Below are 16,762 nucleotides of genomic sequence, written 5' to 3'. Positions count from 1 at the left end.
CCAGCGGCGGCCGGGTTACCCGTGGTGCAGCCCACAGATGACAGGTGTGTCCGCAGCCGGGAATTCGGCGCCAGGCAACGCTGTTATGCCCCGCGTCGGATGGTCAGTGCCAGCACCTAAGCTGGAGAGTGCCATTACGTAAGGAAGCCGTCATATGAGCATGGAAGGCGCGGCCTGGAGTTCCCTGTACAAGATCTCCACCGCCAAAGGAACAGACAACAAAATTTCCCGGGCAACGCTGAAACGGATTGTGGCCTTCGCCTCGCCGTACCGGCGGCAGCTGATTGGATTCCTGCTGCTCTCCATCGGCGGCGCGTTTCTGGCCGTTGCGACGCCGGTCCTGGCCGGTGAAGTCGTTAACGCGATTGTCGCCGGCACCGCCGTGGACCGGGTTTTGTGGCTGGCCGGGCTGATCGCCGTGGTCGCCATTGCCGACGCCGGCGTATCGCTGGCCACCCGGTGGTTCTCCTCCCGGATTGGCGAGCAGGTGATCCTGGACCTGCGGACAGCGGTGTTCGATCATGTGCAGCGGATGCCGGTTGCGTTCTTTACCCGCACCCGCACAGGTGCCCTGGTGAGCCGCCTGAACAATGATGTGATCGGCGCGCAGCAGGCGTTCAGCGGAACCCTGTCCGGTGTGGTCAGCAATATTGTGGCGCTGGTCCTGACCCTGGTCGTGATGCTCACGACCTCGTGGCAGGTCACGGTGCTGGCAATGCTCCTCTTACCGGTGTTCCTCATTCCGGCACGCCGGATGGGCGGGAAGCTGGCGGCGCTTCGCCGGGAAGCGGCGAACCACAACGCTTCGATGGGCTCCCAGATGACAGAGCGGTTCTCCGCTCCGGGGGCCACGCTGGTGAAGCTCTTCGGCCGGCCTGACCAGGAATCCACCGAGTTTGCGGTCCGCGCCGCCCGGGTGCGGGATATTGGCGTGAAGACGGCGATGATGCAGTCCATTTTTGTCACCGCCCTCACCCTGGTCTCTGCCCTCGCGCTGGCGCTGGTGTATGGACTGGGCGGCTACCTTGCCATGACCGGGACCCTCAACGCCGGCGACGTCGTGACCCTGGCCCTGCTGCTGACGCGCCTTTACGCCCCGCTGACCTCGCTGGCCAACGCCCGGGTGGAGATCATGAGCGCCGTCGTCAGCTTTGAACGGGTCTTCGAGATCCTGGACCTGAAACCGCTGATCTCGGAAAAGGAACAGCCGGCTCCGGTGCCGGATGGTCCGCTGGGCGTGGAGTTCAGCGACGTGAGGTTTGCCTACCCGACGGCGGACAAGGTCTCCCTGGCCTCCCTGGAGGACGTGGCGGTCCTGGACAGCCGCGGCGGCGAGGAAGTGCTGCATGGCATCTCCTTCCGGGTGGAACCGGGACAGACCGTTGCCCTGGTGGGCAGCTCCGGAGCCGGGAAGTCGACCATTGCCCAGCTGCTCTCCCGGCTGTACGACGTCGACTCCGGGTCCGTCCGGTTCTCCGGCACGGACGTCCGGGACCTTAGTTTCGCCGGAATGCGTTCTGCCCTGGGTATGGTCACGCAGGATGGGCACCTCTTCCACGAGAGCATCCGGTCCAACCTGCTGCTCGCGAATCCGGAGGCCAGCGAGCAGGAGATCTGGGATGCCCTGCGCCGGGCCCGGCTTGAACCACTCATCCGGTCGCTGCCGGACGGACTGGAAACCATGGTGGGGGAGCGCGGCTACCGGCTCTCCGGCGGTGAACGCCAGCGCATGACCATCGCGCGCCTGCTGCTGGCCCAGCCTCGCATTGTGGTTCTTGATGAAGCCACGGCTGCGCTGGATTCCACCTCGGAGGCCGCTGTCCAGGCGGCACTGACCGAGGCACTCCAGGGCCGGACCGCCGTCGTTATTGCCCACCGGCTTTCCACGATCCGCAATGCGGACCGGATTCTGGTGATCGAGGACGGGCGGATCGCCGAACAGGGCACGCACACGCAGCTGCTGGCGCAGGAAGGCCGGTACGCCGAGCTGTACCGCACCCAGTTTGCGGACGGGGACACTGCCGCTGCCGGCACCGCTCCGGAGGGCGGCACCTCCTCAGGGGCTGCCGGCTACAGCTAGGCGGCTGTGGGCGGTCACCGGTAGGCAGGCACAGGCCTGCCCACCGGTGACGGTTGATTTGCATGATCCACACAAATTTTTTATTAATATTTGTAGCGCCGCACCGGTGGGTGATTCCCCCTGCCGCGGTGGTCCTCCTTCCCGGTCCTGAGACCAGGAGGCCCTGTCGGCGGTGCTGGCGTGGTCGGAGTTTGTCTGCGCGCTTCGCAAGAGAGCGCCCTTTCGAACACGGAGTGACTACATGCCTTCTACCGATACCCGCAATACCCGTAAGAACCGCAACGTCCGCAAGACCGCTGCCATCGCCCTCGCTGCGGCAGGTGCGGCAGGCCTGTCTCTCGCTGCGGCTGCTCAGCTGAACCTCGGCACCGGCAGCCTGGGCGCGGGCACCACCGTCGTCGCCAGCTGCCAGGACGAGGGGACGCCGATCGGCGTCAACTTCGAGACCAGCTTCGCACCGGGACCCGACGCGGGATACAAGGCGTCCAGCCTCAACCTCACGTCGATCTCCTCAGCCTGCCAGGGCCTGAAGTACAAGGTGACGCTCTCTGATGCTGACGGCACCGCGCTCGGTGCAGAGGCAACCGGGACCGTGTCCGGTACCTCTGTTACCGTTCCGCTGACCGATGTCCCGGCCTCGGAGGTCTCCAACGTTGCGGTTGTCATCCACTCCTAACCGCAGTGTGATGGCCGAACCGTCCTCAGATCATGGGACGGCCGCCGGCGTGCCCCGCGCACGCCGGCTTCGGTCATTGTTGACGGGCGCCGTCCTGGCAGCCCTCGTTGCCGGCCTGTTGTACTTCCTGTGGCCGTCCTCCCTCGGAGGATGCAGCACCCTGACGATCGTCTCAGGACACTCCATGGACCCCACTTACGCCACAGGTGACCTCGTGTGGTCCCGCTGTGGGGAGCCTTCCGTCGGCGACATCGTTGTGTACAGCCCGGCGGACACCAACGGCGCGCAGGTGATTCACCGGATTGTCGGTGGAGACGCCGAGTCAGGATGGATTCTGCAGGGTGATAACAACGACTTTCTTGATCCGTGGAAGCCGGATAATTCACAAATCGTCGGTATCGCCACGGTGCACATCCCCCAGCTGGGGAGCATTCTTTACAGTCTGGGCAGCCCCTTCGTCTGGGTATCACTGTTTATTCTCGCCGCGGCGTTCTTCCTGTGGCCCCAGCCCGGCGAGGAAGAGGCCGACGAAGCCTCCGACGGTCCGGATTCCGCAGCCAGCCAGGATCCCGAGCCGATGCCTGATCCGGATGCGGCCCCGGATCCCGATGCGGCCCCGGGGACGGAGAAGCTGCCCGCCCTTAACCTGCCTACCTCAAACTTGCATACCTCTTAGTCAGCCCGCGCAAAGGAAGGAGTCCTGCACTGAACCGTCAGGGGTACCGTAACGTGCCGTCACGGCGTCGACCGCTGTCCGCGGCTGCCCTCCTCGCAGCGCTGGTGCTGCTTTTGGTTTTCGCCGTGCATCCGGGCGCGGCCGCGCAGCTCCCGCTTCTGCCTGGAAGCGTCCCGAGCGCCTCTGTCGCCGAGCGGTGTACGCCAGCAGTCAAGGCGACCAACGGGACCACCACCGCAGGCCAGGCATCCACGGTGACGGTGTCCGGCCTGGGTACTGCCTGCGCAGGCAAGGAACTTGCCTTGACGCTGTTTGATGATGCCGGTGCCGCGTTGGCGGCCGGCTCCACGGATCTGGCGGGCGGTGGTTCGGCAACCGTAGCGGTGCCCGGTTATGCCCCGGCCGACGTCGCGGGCGTGGCGCTTACCATCGGTACCTGGGGGGTACCCGGAATCTGGACGTACGAGCCGTCGGTCGATGCCCCCATGGTCAGCTGCACTGTGCTCAATGACCCGACGGGCACCAAAACCTGCGACGTCACCGATGTGCGGGTGGATGCCTGGGGCTATCCGGAACCGGACAACTTCAACTTCTACGCAACCGTCACCTCTCCCTCCGAGGCAGAAGACGTTGAATGGGAACTCACGCTCAATCTGGCGGATCCCGGATACAAGCTGAACGCCAACGTGGCGGACAGCAACAACGGCGTGACCCTGGCCCCGGGCTGGTCCTGCTCAGAGATGCCGCTGGTGAAGCTGCGCGGGCAGGAGAGCGTGAGCACCAAATACGTCGGCGGCGGCAAGACCGTAACGGTGTGGGTGCAGGGTAAGGCAGCATCCAGCCCCACCAGCGGGGGAAGCCTGTTCAACTGCTCCTGACGAGGGTGCGGGGTCTGACACCCCGCACCCTTCACCGCTCCGGCGCTGCCTTTTTGGGGCCCGCGACAATGACCTTGGTCCCGCCGGCCTCGAAGGCGGCTTTTTCCTCGGCGGTGATGCCGTTGTCCGTGATGAGGTTGCTGAAGACGAATCCGCCCAGGGTAGCGAAGCTGCGGGTGCCGATCTTGGAGGAATCAGCCACGATGAAAGTTTCCGACGCGCGCCGGGACATCAGTGAGTTCACGGCGGCTTCGGCCTCGTCATTAATCGTGGGTCCGACCTCCGGATCCAGCCCGTTGACGCCGACGAACGCGAAGTCCAGGGCCACCCGCTGGAGGATGGTGTCGGTGTACGGGCCGACCAGTTCGTAGGAGCGGGGATTCACCACCCCGCCAGTGACCATCACGCGGATGTTGGGCCGGACGACCAGCTGGGCTGCAATATTGATGGCATTGGTTACCACGGTAAGGGTGGGTTTGTTGGATGGCTCCATCAGGTCCCGGCGCATGCCCAGGGCGTGGGCAATAGCGGTGCTGGTGGTGCCCCCGCACAACCCGATCACCGCACCCCGCGGTACAAGTGCGCTCGCGGCCTGGGCGATGGCCTGTTTCTGAGCCGCTTGGTCGTCCCGGGTATAGCGGGCGGGCAGGTCATAGGCAACGGCTTCCATCGTGGCACCGCCCCGGGTGCGGGTCAGCAGGCGCTGTGCGGCGAGGGCATCCAGGTCCCTCCGTGCGGTGGCGGGGGAGACCTGCAGGCCCGACACAATGTCCTCCACCTGCACCTGACCCTGCGCCGCGAGCAGGTCGAGGATTGCGTTCAGCCGCTCTGTCTTTTCCATTGGTTCCTAATCTTGGCTAGTCGCCAGGCCCCCGCAAAGCGAGAAGAGGGCCAGCAGCCTTCCCGCTTCCGGGGCGAGGGCCTGCCGGCCGGCGTGGACGTACTTTCGTGAATCCACCAGGTCCGGGTTGCTTTCGAGGACCCTGCGGACGGCTCGGGTGAAGAAACCGTTCAAATGCGTGGAAACATTGATTTTAGTCATTCCGGCTTTGATGGCGGACACCAGCATGTCATCGCTGACGCCCGAGGATCCGTGCAGGACCAGGGGAACGTCCAGTGACCGGCGCAGCTCCGCGATGAGGTCCAGGTCCAGTTCGGCGCTGCGGCGGGTCATTGCGTGGGAGGATCCCACGGCGACCGCGAGGGCATGGACCCCGGTGGACAGGACGAAGTCCACCGCTTCGAAAGGATCTGTTCTGACGCCCGGGGCATGGGCGCCGTCCTTCCCGCCGACCTCGCCCAGTTCAGCTTCCACGAAGACCCCGTGGGGATCCGCGTGCTTGACCACGCGGGCCGTGGCTGCCACATTCTCGCTGTACGGCAGCCGCGAGCCGTCATACATAACAGACCCGAAGCCCAGCTCCACCGCCTGGTGCACCAGCGCCTCATCCTCTGCATGGTCCAGGTGAAGGGCCACAGGGACCGAGGCTCCGGCGGCAACCGCCCGGCAGGCGACGGCCAGCGGCTCCAACGCGCCATGGTAGAGGGCACAGTTCTCGGAAATCTGCAGGATGACCGGAAGGCCGGCCTCCTCGGCACCGCGGACAACGGCCTCCGCAGTTTCCAGATGCAGGACGTTGAATGCGCCGATTCCGGTGCCGGCTGCGGCGGCGTCTTCGATCAGTGTGCGGGTGGGGGTGAGGCTCATACGGTTTCCTTCCGGAGGGGGAACAGGTCCCGATGAATCTGCTGAACCTGCACCTCATCGGCGAACGTGGTGTGGCGGGGTGAGATTTCACCAGCCGCCGGCATAAGAACTGCGGCGGCAGACCATGCCGTGGCCGCCCGGATCAGCCGGTGCGGATTCCTGTCGCCTGATGCCAGCAGAACCGCGGCGGCGGCGACGGCGGCGTCGCCGGCTCCGGTCGGGTTGCCGCTGAGCTCCCGTCCCAGAGAGGCAGCGAGGAAGGTCTGCGGTGACTCCGCGCTGAACAGCCACATGCCTTCCGCACCCGCGCTCACCAGGACGTGCTCAGCCCCGGTGCTCAGCAGGAGGGCGGCGCCGCTAACGACGTCGGCACATCCCGTTGCTTCCTCAAGTTCCTCCCGATTGGGCTTCAGCAGGTAAGCCCCCGCCGCGGCTGCTTCCAGCAGGGCCGGGCCAGACGTGTCGATGATGCAGGGGAGGCCAGCGTCTGCGCTGCTGCGGACGAGCCGGGCAAAAAAATCCTGGGGTGCCTGCGGGGGCAGGCTGCCGGCACCCACCACGCAGGCGGCCTCCGGCAGGGTCTGCCCGACGACGGCAAGCAGGTTATCCCATTCGTCGGGACGCAGCGCGAAGCCGGTCTCGTTGAAAATACTGGTGAGCCCGGTTCCTTCCTCGACGAAGGCCATGCTGCGCCGGGTGGCAGCTGATGCGTCCAGCAGAAGGTGGGGGACGCCGGAGGAGGCCAGTTCGGAACGGCACGCCGCTCCCGCCGGTCCCCCCATCGGCGCGACCGCCAGCGTCCGATGGCCCAGCTGGTGCACTACCCTGGCGGTGTTGATACCCTTGCCGCCAGCCCGGGCGAGCGGAGGCTGGACCCGGTGCGTGCTTCCCTGTACCAAGGCGCGCAAGGCATAGGTCTCATCCAGTGCAGGGTTGGGCGTAACCGTCAGGACCATCCCGCGCCCGCCGGTCATCTGGGCTCCGCCAGGAGATCGCGGGCACGCAGGCCCGCACCCATAAGTCCGGCGTCCTGCCCGAGAACCGAGCGCAGCAGGCGCGGGCGGCGGTGGAAGGACAGCAGAGAATCCACCCGCTGGCCCAGCGGTTCCAGCAGTGCGGACCCCGCCTGAGACAAGCCGCCGCCCAGGATCACCGCCTCGCTGCCCAGCACGGCGACCATTTGACTCAGGGCTACCGCAAGCGCTTCGACCCCTTCGTTCCAGACGCTGCGTGCGTCCTTGTCCCCTGCCCCGGCTGCGGCCAGGACTTCAGCCGCGCCGGCAACCGGTCTGCCGCTGGCCTCGGTGTAGCGGCGGGCAATCGCTCCCGCTGAGGCGAGAGTTTCAAGGCACCCGGTTGCGCCGCAGGCGCACTGAAGTCCCCCGGGAACCGGTGCGTGTCCTATCTCGCCGGCGAATCCGCCGCCGAGGACCCGCCGTCCGTCGCAGAAGAGAGCCCCGGCAATTCCGGTGCCGATGATGATCACCACCACATCCCGCAGCCCGCGCCCCGCTCCCAGCCGCATCTCGGCGTCGCCGGCCATGCCGACGTCGTGTCCGAACGCCACCGGCAGCCCGGTGGCTTCCTGCACCATCCGGGAGAAGGGATAGCTCCGCCAGCCCAAATTTGCCGAGAGGATTCCCACGCCGGCATCTTCGTCGACCAGGCCGGGGACGACCAGCCCGATAGAGCGGATCGGGGAACCTCCTGCCTGGTCCCTGTATTCCCGCACCAGTCCGGCCACCCGCTCGACAATGACGTCGCCGGGCCGGTACGGATCAAGCGGCGTGGGCAGGCGCCGCAGTCCGTGGAAGCCGCCCGCGGCATCCTGCAGGGCGACCTTAATATCGGTGCCGCCGACGTCCAGGGCAAGGACGAGGCCTTGGCCCTCCTGCGGCATCGTGCTGTGCATCGAAGTGCTAGTTCGCCAGAATTACGGAGCGGGCCAGGTTGCGCGGGCTGTCCGGGTCCAGCCCGGCAGCCAGTGCGCGTTCCAGGGCAATCCTGTGGACCCGGACAAGCTCGGCCAGGGGATGGCGCGGCACTGCCTCGAACCGGGCACCGGCAGCACGGACATCGTCGCCGAGGCCGGCCGGCTCAGGGGCAAGGATCCAGGTCACGCGCCCGGGAGCTGCAATGGCGATTGGTCCGTGGCGGTACTCCATCGCGGGGTAGGATTCGGTCCATTCCTGAGCGGCCTCACGCATCTTCAGCGCGGCCTCGTGAGCCAGGCCGACTGTCCAGCCCCGGCCCAGGAAGGTGAACTGATCCGCCTCCTGCAACGCGGCGGGCGTCTCTTCAGCCAGGACTTCCCGGGCATCAGCGACGGCGGGCGCAAGATCCCAGCCGAGGGACGCCAGCAGGTAGCTCAGCGCAGCGGTAGCGAAGCGGGTCTGCACAACGGAGGTTTCATCGGCGTAGGGCAGTGCCACGACGGCGTCAGCCAGCTCGGCCGCGGGAGTGTTCGAAGCGCCGAGAACCAGCACGGTGGGGGTTCCATTGGCTCGCAGAACCGACAGCAGATCCACGATCTCACTGGTGGTTCCGGACCGCGTGATGGCAATGACGGCATCGTAGCCGCGTCCGGGCAGGCCACCTGCTTCGGAAGCAGCAAATGCATCGCTCACACCATGCCCCGAAGCCTCCCGCGCAGCTGCGAACGCTTGGGCCATGAACCACGACGTGCCGCAGCCGACCACCGCCACCCTGGCACCTCGGGGCGGCAGGAGGCGTTCGGCCATTGCCTGCGCGATTGCCTGCTCCCAGATTTGCGGCTGGGAGTAAAGCTCGTCGCGCATCCATTGTCCGGGCAGGGCGCGGGAAGGGGAGGACGGGGTCTGCGGCTCGGGCATAGGGGATCTGCTCCTTCTTCGGGATGCGCCTCGCTCACTGGGGCACATGCCTCCATGATGAATGATGATTGGTTCTTCTGTCTAGCAATCAATAAAACTCATTTGATTTCACGTTGGTTTCTTGGCCCGACTCCGGCGGGCAAAACCGGCTCCGACCTGTCGATCCACGGAATTTCTCAAGGTCTCGATCCAAAGTAACTTTTCCCAAACCCTTGACTCCGTGCCATGTGCAGGAAATTATGTGGACACTGCCTGCTTATCAATGATTGTGAGACGGCAAAAAACATCAAGTTCCATCATTTGCTTGCCGGGGCACCCGAAACCGGGTGACCGTTCGACTCCGCCAGCTCCACCAGCTCCGCACCACCACTGAAAGAGGATTCAATGAAGAGAAAACTCCCCCTGGGCCTATTTGCCGTGGTTGCTGCGGGCACCCTGGCAGTCTCCTCCTGCGGCTTCGGAGGAGGCAGCGGCGGCGAAGACGGCGCCACAACCGTGAACCTGCTGGTTCCGACCTACTCCGACGGGACCAAAGCGCTCTGGGAAGGCGTCATTGAAGATTTCGAAGCTGCTAACGACGGAATTGACGTCGTCCTGCAGGTGGAGTCCTGGGAAAACATCGAATCGGTGCTGCAGACCAAGATCCAGGCGGGTGAAGCCCCGGACATCTACAACGGGGGTGCGTTCTCCGCGTTCGCGGACGAAGGTTTGCTCTACTCAGCGGAGGAAGTGGCCTCGGAGGCCACCCTTGCTGACTTCCAGGAATCCTTCGCCGAGAACGAAGAGTTCGAGGGCACTCAGTATGGACTGCCGCTGATCGCTTCCGCGCGCGCACTGTTCTACAACCAGGACCTGTTCGACCAAGCTGGTGTGACGGCTCCGCCCACCACCTGGGACGAGCTGTACGATGCTGCCAAGAAAATTTCCGCTACGGGTACACCGGGCTACGGCATGCCCCTTGGTTCGGAGGAAGCCCAGGGCGAGAGCCTGATTTGGTTTGCCGGCAACGGGGGAGGCTACGGAGACGAAACGACGCTCACCATCAACAGCCCCGAAAATGTCGAGGCGGCCGAGTTCATGAAGAAGATGATCGCAGACGGAGTTACCCAGCCCGATCCTGGTGCCACACAGCGCACCCCCATGATTAACGTTTTCGCCCAGGGGCAGATCGGCATGGTCTATGCCCTTCCGCAGACGGTGGGGCAGATCGAGGAATCGAACCCCGGCCTCAATTACGCAATTGCCAGCGTTCCGACGAACACCGGTGAGCCCTCCACCCTGGGTGTGGCCGACCGGCTCATGGCCTTCAAGAACGACGGAGACAAGAGCGAGGCTGTCACTAAGTTCATGGACTTCTTCTTCGCAGAGGACCAGTACCTGAACTGGGTGCAGACCGAGGGTTTCCTGCCCACCACCAAGAGCGGCTCCGAGGCCATGGCCTCGGATGAGACCCTGAAGCCGTTCTTGGATATGCTCCCCAGCGCCAATTTCTACCCGACCACCAACCCGGCGTGGAACGCAGCTGACGGTGCCTTCAAGTCGCTGATGGGCCAGCTCGAAGACCAGGATGCAGCCGCCGTCCTGGACCAGATCCAGGCCAAGGCAGACGCAGCCTAAACCGCAGCCGCCAGCAGGGGCTGGTCCCGCCGGGACCAGCCCCTGCCTCCAAGAACGGTATCCATACATGAGCACACTGCCCCAGACGCGCCCTTTGGCACACACGCGCAAGCCACGGAACAGCCAGGGATTCCTGGCGTCCCTTCCATGGATCGGTCCCGTGCTGGTTCTGATATTCGGCATAGTGATCTTTCCAGCCGGTTACATGGTGTACAGCTCTACCCGGCGCATCAGCCAGGCCGGCACCAACGTTGAAGGCGTCGGGCTGGAGAACTTCGGCACGGTCTTCAGTGATCCAAACCTGCCCCGGGTCCTTCTGAACACTGTGGTCTGGGTGGTTGTGGTTGTTACGTTGACGGTGCTGCTTTCCCTGGCGCTGGCGAACTTTCTGAACAAGCCGTTTCCGGGACGAACGCTGGTCCGCATGGCCGTCGTCGTACCCTGGGCGGCGAGCGTGGTGATGACCACCACTGTTTTCTATTACGGGTTGGACCGGGACTACGGCATCATCAACAAGTTCATGGTGGACATCGGCCTGATGGACAGCCCTTACGGCTTCACTAAGAATGTTGTTTCTGCACTGGCAGCGGCGATTGTCGTGGGCGTTTTCGTCTCCCTGCCCTTCACCACTTACACCCTGCTGGCCGGCTTCCAGGCGATCCCCGCCGATGCTCTGGAAGCAGCCAAAATGGACGGCGCCGGACCGGCCCGGACATTCTTCAGCGTCGTCCTGCCGCAGCTTCGCGGAGCCCTGGCGGTGGCCGTGCTCATCAACATCATCAATGTCTTTAATAATCTGCCCATCCTGCGGATCATGACCGGATCCATCCCCGGATACAGTGCGGACACCCTGATGACCTACATCTTTAAAGTGCTCCAGTTCGACCGGCGGCTGGATATCGCCAGCGCCCTCAGTGTGGTCAACTTCGCCGTTGTGCTGGTGATCGTTGCGGTCTACGTCAAAGTCGTCAAACCCATGAAGGAGGTCTGAGATGGCTGCCACTGCGCCCGCCCCGGTCCTGGACCGGCCAACCGCAGCGCAGCCGCCGCGGACCAAGACCTACCGTGTTGACGGAATCAGCCGCCGCCGGATGGCCGGACGGACCATCACCGGTGCACTCATCGGCCTGGCTTTCCTCACGCCCTACCTGATCATGCTGGTCGGCTCGCTGAAGACCCGTGCGGAGATTCTTAGCGTTCCCCCGGCGTATTTCCCGCAGGACGGGCTGCAGTTCGGCAACTACGCCACGATGTGGGACACGCCGGAAACGCCGCTGCCATTCAACCTGGGGTCCACCATCATCATCGCCGTCTCAGCCACCCTCCTGGTGCTGCTCGTGGCTACACCTGCCGCGTACTACACGGCGCGCTTCCGGTTTCCCGGACGGATGGTCTTCCTCTTCCTGGTGATCATCACCCAGATGCTGCAACCTGCGGTTCTGACTGCCGGGCTCTTCCGGCAGATGCTCTGGCTGGATCTCAACAACACGTGGCTGGCCATGATCCTGATCAACGCCGCGTTCAACCTGTCCTTCGCCCTCTGGATCATGCACAGTTTCTTCGCGGCCATCCCCAAGGAAATCGACGAGGCTGCACAGATCGACGGCGCCGGACGGCTCAGGGTGCTCTTCACGATCAACCTGCCGCTGGTGTGGCCCGGCATTGTTACGGCAGTGATTTTTACCTTCGTCTCGGCCTGGAATGAGTTCGCGGCCAGCCTGGTCATCATGTCCACCGCCGAGAATCAGCCGCTGTCCGTGGCCCTGACAAAGTTCATTGGCCAGTACTCCACCAGCTGGCAGTACGTTTTCGGCATCTCGATCGTCGCGATCGTTCCGGTCATCATCCTCTTCGCCGTAATTGAGAAGCGGCTTATCGGCGGCCTGACCGCCGGCGCGGTGAAGTAGCCCGGACGAGGTCCGGACAGAAGCGGGAGCCCGGAAACAAAAAAGTGCCCCCGGCCGGAATCGAACCGACGACCTGCCCTTTAGGAGAGGGCCGCTCTATCCTACTGAGCTACGGAGGCGTGGCTGCCGTTGGCGGGCAGCGATAAACAGCTTACCTGTTTTCACACACCGCTGCCGCGGCCCGGGTCGGCGGGGCGGGAGGCAGCCGGTGCCGGCTGGGTCTCCGGGCCGCCGGTGCCGGAATCCGTCTCCAGCACCCGAAGGTACGTTGTGTAGACCTCCCGCATCCCGTCAAGGAAATTCCGGATGGTCTGCAGCTCGGCCTCCGTGTACCTGTCCATGACTTCGCTGCTCAGCTCACCCAGCGGCCCGAAATAGGCGCCGGCCAGCTGGCGCGCAAGTGCCTCGAAATGCAGGGTGACTTTCCTCCGGTCCTCCTCGGAGCGGCTCCGGTGGATGTGGCCGATCCGTTCGAGCCTGTCAATCACCGCAGTCGTGGCTCCCGTGGACGTGCCCAGCAGGGCGCTGAGCCGGCCGGCGGTCAATGGTTCGCCGCCGATTTCCGCCTCCATGATCGCCGTCAGGGCGCGCATGTCGGTGGAATTCAAGCCATGGCTGTGCGCGAACGTATCCGCGACCTGCTGGCCGTCCAGGGTGAGATCCCGGACGGCGTTGACGATTTCCCGCCTCAACTGATTTCTCTGCACGTGTCCCATGGTAGCTTCAACTTGAAGTATCTCTTTCGTAGAGATACTTTGTTCCCTAGTTATTTTTTCCAAGCCCCCAGGAGACCTCAGATGCATGCAGGGATTGTCCGTTCGGCTAAGGCGGCGTGGATCACGCTGCTCCTCGGCCTGGCGGTGATAGTGGGGCTCTTTGCGCTCCCGGTACAGGAGAACGAGGCTTCCACCGTAGGCGGCCTGAGCGACAAGTACCAGACCACGCAGGTGCAGGAACTGCTGGAGGAATTCCCCGACGCCCAGCAGTCGACGGCACTGATCGTGGTGTCCCGCACTGACGGCGCTGCAATGAACGACGCCGACCGCGCGGCCATTGCGGACATCAGTGCGGCCGCAGCGGAGGCCGGGGTTTCGACGCCGCCGGCGCAGGTTCCGCCGATCGTTGCGGACAACGGACTGGTTGCCCTGGTTCCCGTCACCCTCCAGGCGGCGAGCGACGACGGTGACGCCGTGGGCGACGAAGTGGAAAGCCTGCGCGAAGCAATTTCCGGCGCGGCCCCCGAAGGCATCACCGCGGAGCTGACCGGCGGCGCGGCGTTCACCGCTGACCTCGCCGGAGTGTTCTCCGGAGCCAACTTCACCCTGTTGACAGTTACGGCCGCCGTCGTGGCCCTGCTGCTCCTGATCACCTACCGCTCGCCGTGGCTCTGGATGGTGCCGCTGGCGATTGTCGCCACCGTCGAGCAGCTCGCGCTGCGTATGGTGGATTTCCTGGCCCCGGTGTCCGGAATCGAGGTGGACCCCTCCGCCGTCGGCATCACCAGCGTGCTGGTCTTCGGTGCCGCCACCAACTACGCGCTGCTGCTGATTGCCCGCTACCGCGAAGAGCTCCGCGTCCATGAGAGCGTCTTCGAAGCCATGGGCGTGGCCCTGACCCGCACCCGCGAGGCCATCATTGCTTCCGGCGGAACCGTCATCCTGGCCCTCCTGACCCTGCTCTTCACCGACACCCTGAGCTACCGCGGACTGGGCTTCTCTGCGGCCGTTGGAATCGTGTTCGCTATCCTCAGTGCCCTGTTCCTGCTGCCGGTGGCCCTGGTGCTGCTGGGCCGCAAGCTGTTCTGGCCCTTCGTTCCGAAGGTGGGCGACGCAGCGCGCGAGGGCAAGTTCTGGGGACGGCTCGGCGAAGCAACCGCCCGCCGGCCTAAGACGATCGCCGGGATCGCCGTCGTCGTCCTGCTGGTAATGGCCACCGGCCTGTTCAGCGCCAAAATTGGCCTCAGCGAGAACGAACAGTTCACCGAGAAGCCCCAGGCCGTGACCGCTGCGGAAACCCTGGCCACCGGGTTCCCCGCGGGCTCTACCTCTCCGGTGATCGTGCTGGTCAATTCCGACAGCGCTGATGCCGCAGCCGCGGAACTCGGTGGACTGGACGGCGTGGAAACGGCCACAATCTCCTCGGAACACAACGGGCTGACCCGGATTGATCTGGTGAGCAGCTACGAGGCAGGAAGCGAGGAGGCCAACACCTTCGTCGAAGAGCTGCGCACCGATCTCGGCGCACACCCGGAATACGAAGGAATCGTGGGCGGCGAAGCGGCCGAGCGCGTTGACCAGCTCGCAGCCAACACCCATGACGTGATCCTGGTCGTTTCGCTGGTAATCGTGCTCGTCTTCCTGGTGCTGCTGGTCCTGCTGCGTTCCCTGGTTGCCCCGGTCCTGCTGGTGGCCTCCGTGCTGCTGACCTTCTTCGCCTCCACCGGGATCAGCTGGCTGCTGTTCGTGAACGTGCTCGGGTTCCCCGCACTGGACACCCTGACACTGCTCTACAGCTTCCTGTTCCTGGTCGCCCTCGGCGTGGACTACAACATTTTCCTGGTCACCCGTGCCCGTGAGAACGCAGCAGCACTGGGCACCCGCAAGGGCATGCTCGCGGCACTGCGCTCCACCGGAGGGGTGATCACCAGTGCCGGCATCCTGCTCGCCGCAGTGTTCGCCGTGCTCGGTGTCCTTCCGCTGGTCACCCTGACCCAGGTGGGCATCACCGTGGCGATCGGCGTCCTGCTGGACACCCTGGTGGTGCGGACCGTTGTGGTGCCGGCCCTAGCCTTTGTCCTCGGCGAGAAGTTTTGGTGGCCGGGACGTCCGGGAGCTAAAAACCGCAACCACGGACGCCACGAGGCTCAGCCCGAGCAGGATCCAGCGGGCGACCGTGAGCACGCTGGCCAGGCCGGCATCACCGGCTGACAATTCGGCGGCGCCCAGAACGTTGTCAATGGCGACGTTTTCCCACAGATCCACGATGACGAAGAGGATCGGCATGGCCCACAACACCCAGCGCAGCGATCTGCGCTGGGTGTTGAGGCCGATGATCAGGAGCCAGGCGAACCCGAACATCAGCGGAAACAGCGTTCCCGCGGTTTTATGCACGTAGCTGAGCTGGCCCAGGGCATCGGTGTCCAGGGCCGAGCGCAGCGCGGCCAGATGGTCCATGCCATACCCGCCAATCAGCGAATCAGGCATGGCCAGGCCACCTGACAGCTGGGTCATCTGATCCAGCACCAGCAGGTGGTAGTACCAGAACATAAACAGAGCGGTCCCCGCCGCGGCGATCAGGAGGAGATTCGCATTGTTCCTGGCCTGCTGCGGAGTCCGTTGCGTGGTTTCGTTGACGGAAGGCTGAGTGGCTGCAGGGGTAACGGCGTTACCGCCGTGCTTTGCTGCGCGCTGTGCCGGAGTTTTTCCCATACCAACAGTATGGCTGAGGCCGGCTTCGGCCTCCCCGGCCCCTTGCGGAGCCGGATAGGGTGGGCATCATGAGTGCGTTCGCCACCGAATCAGACTTTGTCCTGGCAGCCAGCCTCGTCCGCGAGGCGGGGGCGCTGGCCTTCAAAATGCGGCAGGAGGGCGTGACCGGAACGCAGAAAACGTCAGTGTCCGACGTCGTGACGGCGGCGGACCACGCTGCCGAAAGACTCGTGGTTGACACCCTGCGCCAGCTGCGCCCCGAAGACGGGATCGTCGGGGAGGAAGGTGCCAGCCACACGGGCACCTCCGGCCGGACCTGGGTCATTGATCCGGTGGACGGCACCTACAACTTTCTGTCCGGGTCTACCTACTGGTGCTCCGCCCTGGCCCTGCGCACCGACACCGCCGACACCACGGATACCGCCGACACGCAGCCCGCAGACAACGTGCTGCTCGGCGCCATCTTCCAGCCGCAGGAGGACAAGCTCTGGCTCGGCGGTCCCGGCCGGCCTGCCACGCTCAACGGAGCCGTACTTCCGGCGCTTCCCGACGCCGGCCTGGACCGGCTCAGTGCCGGCACCTACCTCCACCCGACCTGGCTGCAGCGGGAGGAAGTTGCCGGTCCCTGGAAACAGGCAGCCCAGGCGGCGGCCACCATCAGGATGCTCGGCTCCGGTTCCTGTGACCTGGGATCGGTGGCCACGGGGGCGCTGGGCGCCTGGTTCCAGCACAGCTGCCCGGAGTGGGACTGGCTGCCGGGCAAAGCGGTTGTGGAAGCTGCCGGCGGAACCACAGCCATCGCGGAAGTGCACGGTTTCCGCTGGCATATCGCCGGCCCCGCTGCTGCCGTCCGGGAAATCCAGCGCCTGCTGGCCGGAAACTAAGCATCCAGTCGGGCACATTCCCGGCCGCCGGAAGCACTCCGGGAAAATGTCCCTGG

Annotated in this window: 15 protein-coding genes, 1 tRNA gene and 1 pseudogene; 9 read left to right on the top strand and 8 right to left on the bottom strand. The window is 64.9% G+C overall.

Annotated elements, in window-relative coordinates:
* The first annotated feature begins 154 nt into the window (after window positions 1-154).
* The 4 genes from H9639_RS14860 (at window position 155) to H9639_RS14845 (ending at window position 4,310) form a co-directional block, all read left to right on the top strand.
* On the top strand, window positions 155-2,080 hold the full coding sequence (locus H9639_RS14860; RefSeq protein WP_191808847.1) for an ABC transporter ATP-binding protein: 1,926 nt from the start codon (window positions 155-157) through the stop codon (window positions 2,078-2,080).
* Between the two features lie 241 nt (window positions 2,081-2,321).
* A complete protein-coding gene (locus tag H9639_RS14855; protein ID WP_191808846.1) occupies window positions 2,322-2,756 on the top strand; it encodes a hypothetical protein in 435 nt (144 codons plus the stop codon).
* 49 nt (window positions 2,757-2,805) lie between these two features.
* Entirely contained in the window at window positions 2,806-3,432 is a 627-nt protein-coding gene (locus H9639_RS14850; protein WP_191808845.1) for a signal peptidase I, read from the top strand.
* Window positions 3,433-3,485: 53 nt separating this feature from the next.
* Window positions 3,486-4,310 (top strand): hypothetical protein, encoded by an 825-nt coding sequence (locus H9639_RS14845; protein WP_191808844.1) that lies wholly within the window; start codon window positions 3,486-3,488, stop codon window positions 4,308-4,310.
* 31 nt (window positions 4,311-4,341) lie between these two features.
* Here H9639_RS14845 and H9639_RS14840 read toward each other — a convergent pair whose 3' ends face one another.
* The 5 genes from H9639_RS14840 to H9639_RS14820 are packed head-to-tail and all read right to left on the bottom strand — an operon-like array spanning window position 4,342 to window position 8,870.
* Window positions 4,342-5,151, bottom strand: coding sequence for a DeoR/GlpR family DNA-binding transcription regulator (locus H9639_RS14840; RefSeq protein ID WP_191808843.1), 810 nt, complete (start codon window positions 5,149-5,151; stop codon window positions 4,342-4,344).
* Window positions 5,152-5,157: 6 nt separating this feature from the next.
* The gene (locus H9639_RS14835) at window positions 5,158-6,018 is read right to left on the bottom strand and encodes a class II fructose-bisphosphate aldolase (protein ID WP_191808842.1); all 861 of its coding nucleotides are present in this window, start codon (window positions 6,016-6,018) and stop codon (window positions 5,158-5,160) included.
* Window positions 6,015-6,992: a 1-phosphofructokinase family hexose kinase gene (locus H9639_RS14830; protein ID WP_225219646.1), complete on the bottom strand. Its 978-nt coding sequence runs from the start codon at window positions 6,990-6,992 to the stop codon at window positions 6,015-6,017. Before H9639_RS14830 ends, H9639_RS14835 begins: the two co-directional genes overlap by 4 nt.
* Window positions 6,989-7,930, bottom strand: a complete 942-nt coding sequence (locus tag H9639_RS14825) for an ROK family protein (protein WP_225219645.1) — start codon at window positions 7,928-7,930, stop codon at window positions 6,989-6,991. Before H9639_RS14825 ends, H9639_RS14830 begins: the two co-directional genes overlap by 4 nt.
* Before the next feature lie 7 nt (window positions 7,931-7,937).
* Window positions 7,938-8,870, bottom strand: a complete 933-nt coding sequence (locus H9639_RS14820) for an SIS domain-containing protein (protein WP_225219644.1) — start codon at window positions 8,868-8,870, stop codon at window positions 7,938-7,940.
* Between the two features lie 384 nt (window positions 8,871-9,254).
* Here H9639_RS14820 and H9639_RS14815 point away from each other — a divergent pair, with 384 nt between their 5' ends.
* The 3 genes from H9639_RS14815 (at window position 9,255) to H9639_RS14805 (ending at window position 12,394) form a co-directional block, all read left to right on the top strand.
* On the top strand, window positions 9,255-10,487 hold the full coding sequence (locus H9639_RS14815) for an extracellular solute-binding protein (RefSeq protein ID WP_191808841.1): 1,233 nt from the start codon (window positions 9,255-9,257) through the stop codon (window positions 10,485-10,487).
* 160 nt (window positions 10,488-10,647) lie between these two features.
* Window positions 10,648-11,478 (top strand): carbohydrate ABC transporter permease, encoded by an 831-nt coding sequence (locus tag H9639_RS14810; RefSeq protein ID WP_318242111.1) that lies wholly within the window; start codon window positions 10,648-10,650, stop codon window positions 11,476-11,478.
* Window position 11,479: 1 nt separating this feature from the next.
* A complete protein-coding gene (locus tag H9639_RS14805) occupies window positions 11,480-12,394 on the top strand; it encodes a carbohydrate ABC transporter permease (protein WP_191808839.1) in 915 nt (304 codons plus the stop codon).
* 45 nt (window positions 12,395-12,439) lie between these two features.
* Here the strand turns inward: H9639_RS14805 and H9639_RS14800 are convergent.
* Window positions 12,440-12,513: transfer RNA gene (locus H9639_RS14800), tRNA-Arg, on the bottom strand.
* A 42-nt stretch (window positions 12,514-12,555) separates the two neighbouring features.
* Window positions 12,556-13,101, bottom strand: coding sequence for a MarR family winged helix-turn-helix transcriptional regulator (locus tag H9639_RS14795; RefSeq protein WP_191808838.1), 546 nt, complete (start codon window positions 13,099-13,101; stop codon window positions 12,556-12,558).
* Here H9639_RS14795 and H9639_RS14790 point away from each other — a divergent pair.
* A pseudogene (locus H9639_RS14790) lies at window positions 13,006-15,153 on the top strand (MMPL family transporter); the annotation flags it as partial. The gene H9639_RS14795 and the pseudogene H9639_RS14790 sit on opposite strands and share 96 nt — an antisense overlap.
* 24 nt (window positions 15,154-15,177) lie before the next feature.
* Here H9639_RS14790 and H9639_RS14785 read toward each other — a convergent pair.
* Window positions 15,178-15,822, bottom strand: a complete 645-nt coding sequence (locus tag H9639_RS14785; RefSeq protein ID WP_225219642.1) for a hypothetical protein — start codon at window positions 15,820-15,822, stop codon at window positions 15,178-15,180.
* Window positions 15,823-15,890: 68 nt separating this feature from the next.
* Between H9639_RS14785 and H9639_RS14780 the strand changes: the two genes are divergently transcribed.
* On the top strand, window positions 15,891-16,706 hold the full coding sequence (locus tag H9639_RS14780; protein WP_191808836.1) for an inositol monophosphatase family protein: 816 nt from the start codon (window positions 15,891-15,893) through the stop codon (window positions 16,704-16,706).
* Window positions 16,707-16,762 lie beyond the last annotated feature (56 nt).

The sequence above is a fragment of the Arthrobacter gallicola genome (genome assembly GCF_014836775.1).
Lineage (GTDB): Bacteria > Actinomycetota > Actinomycetes > Actinomycetales > Micrococcaceae > Arthrobacter_B > Arthrobacter_B gallicola.
The sequence above is the reverse complement of the archived record's forward strand: the minus strand, read 5'-3'. Positions and strand labels throughout refer to the sequence as shown.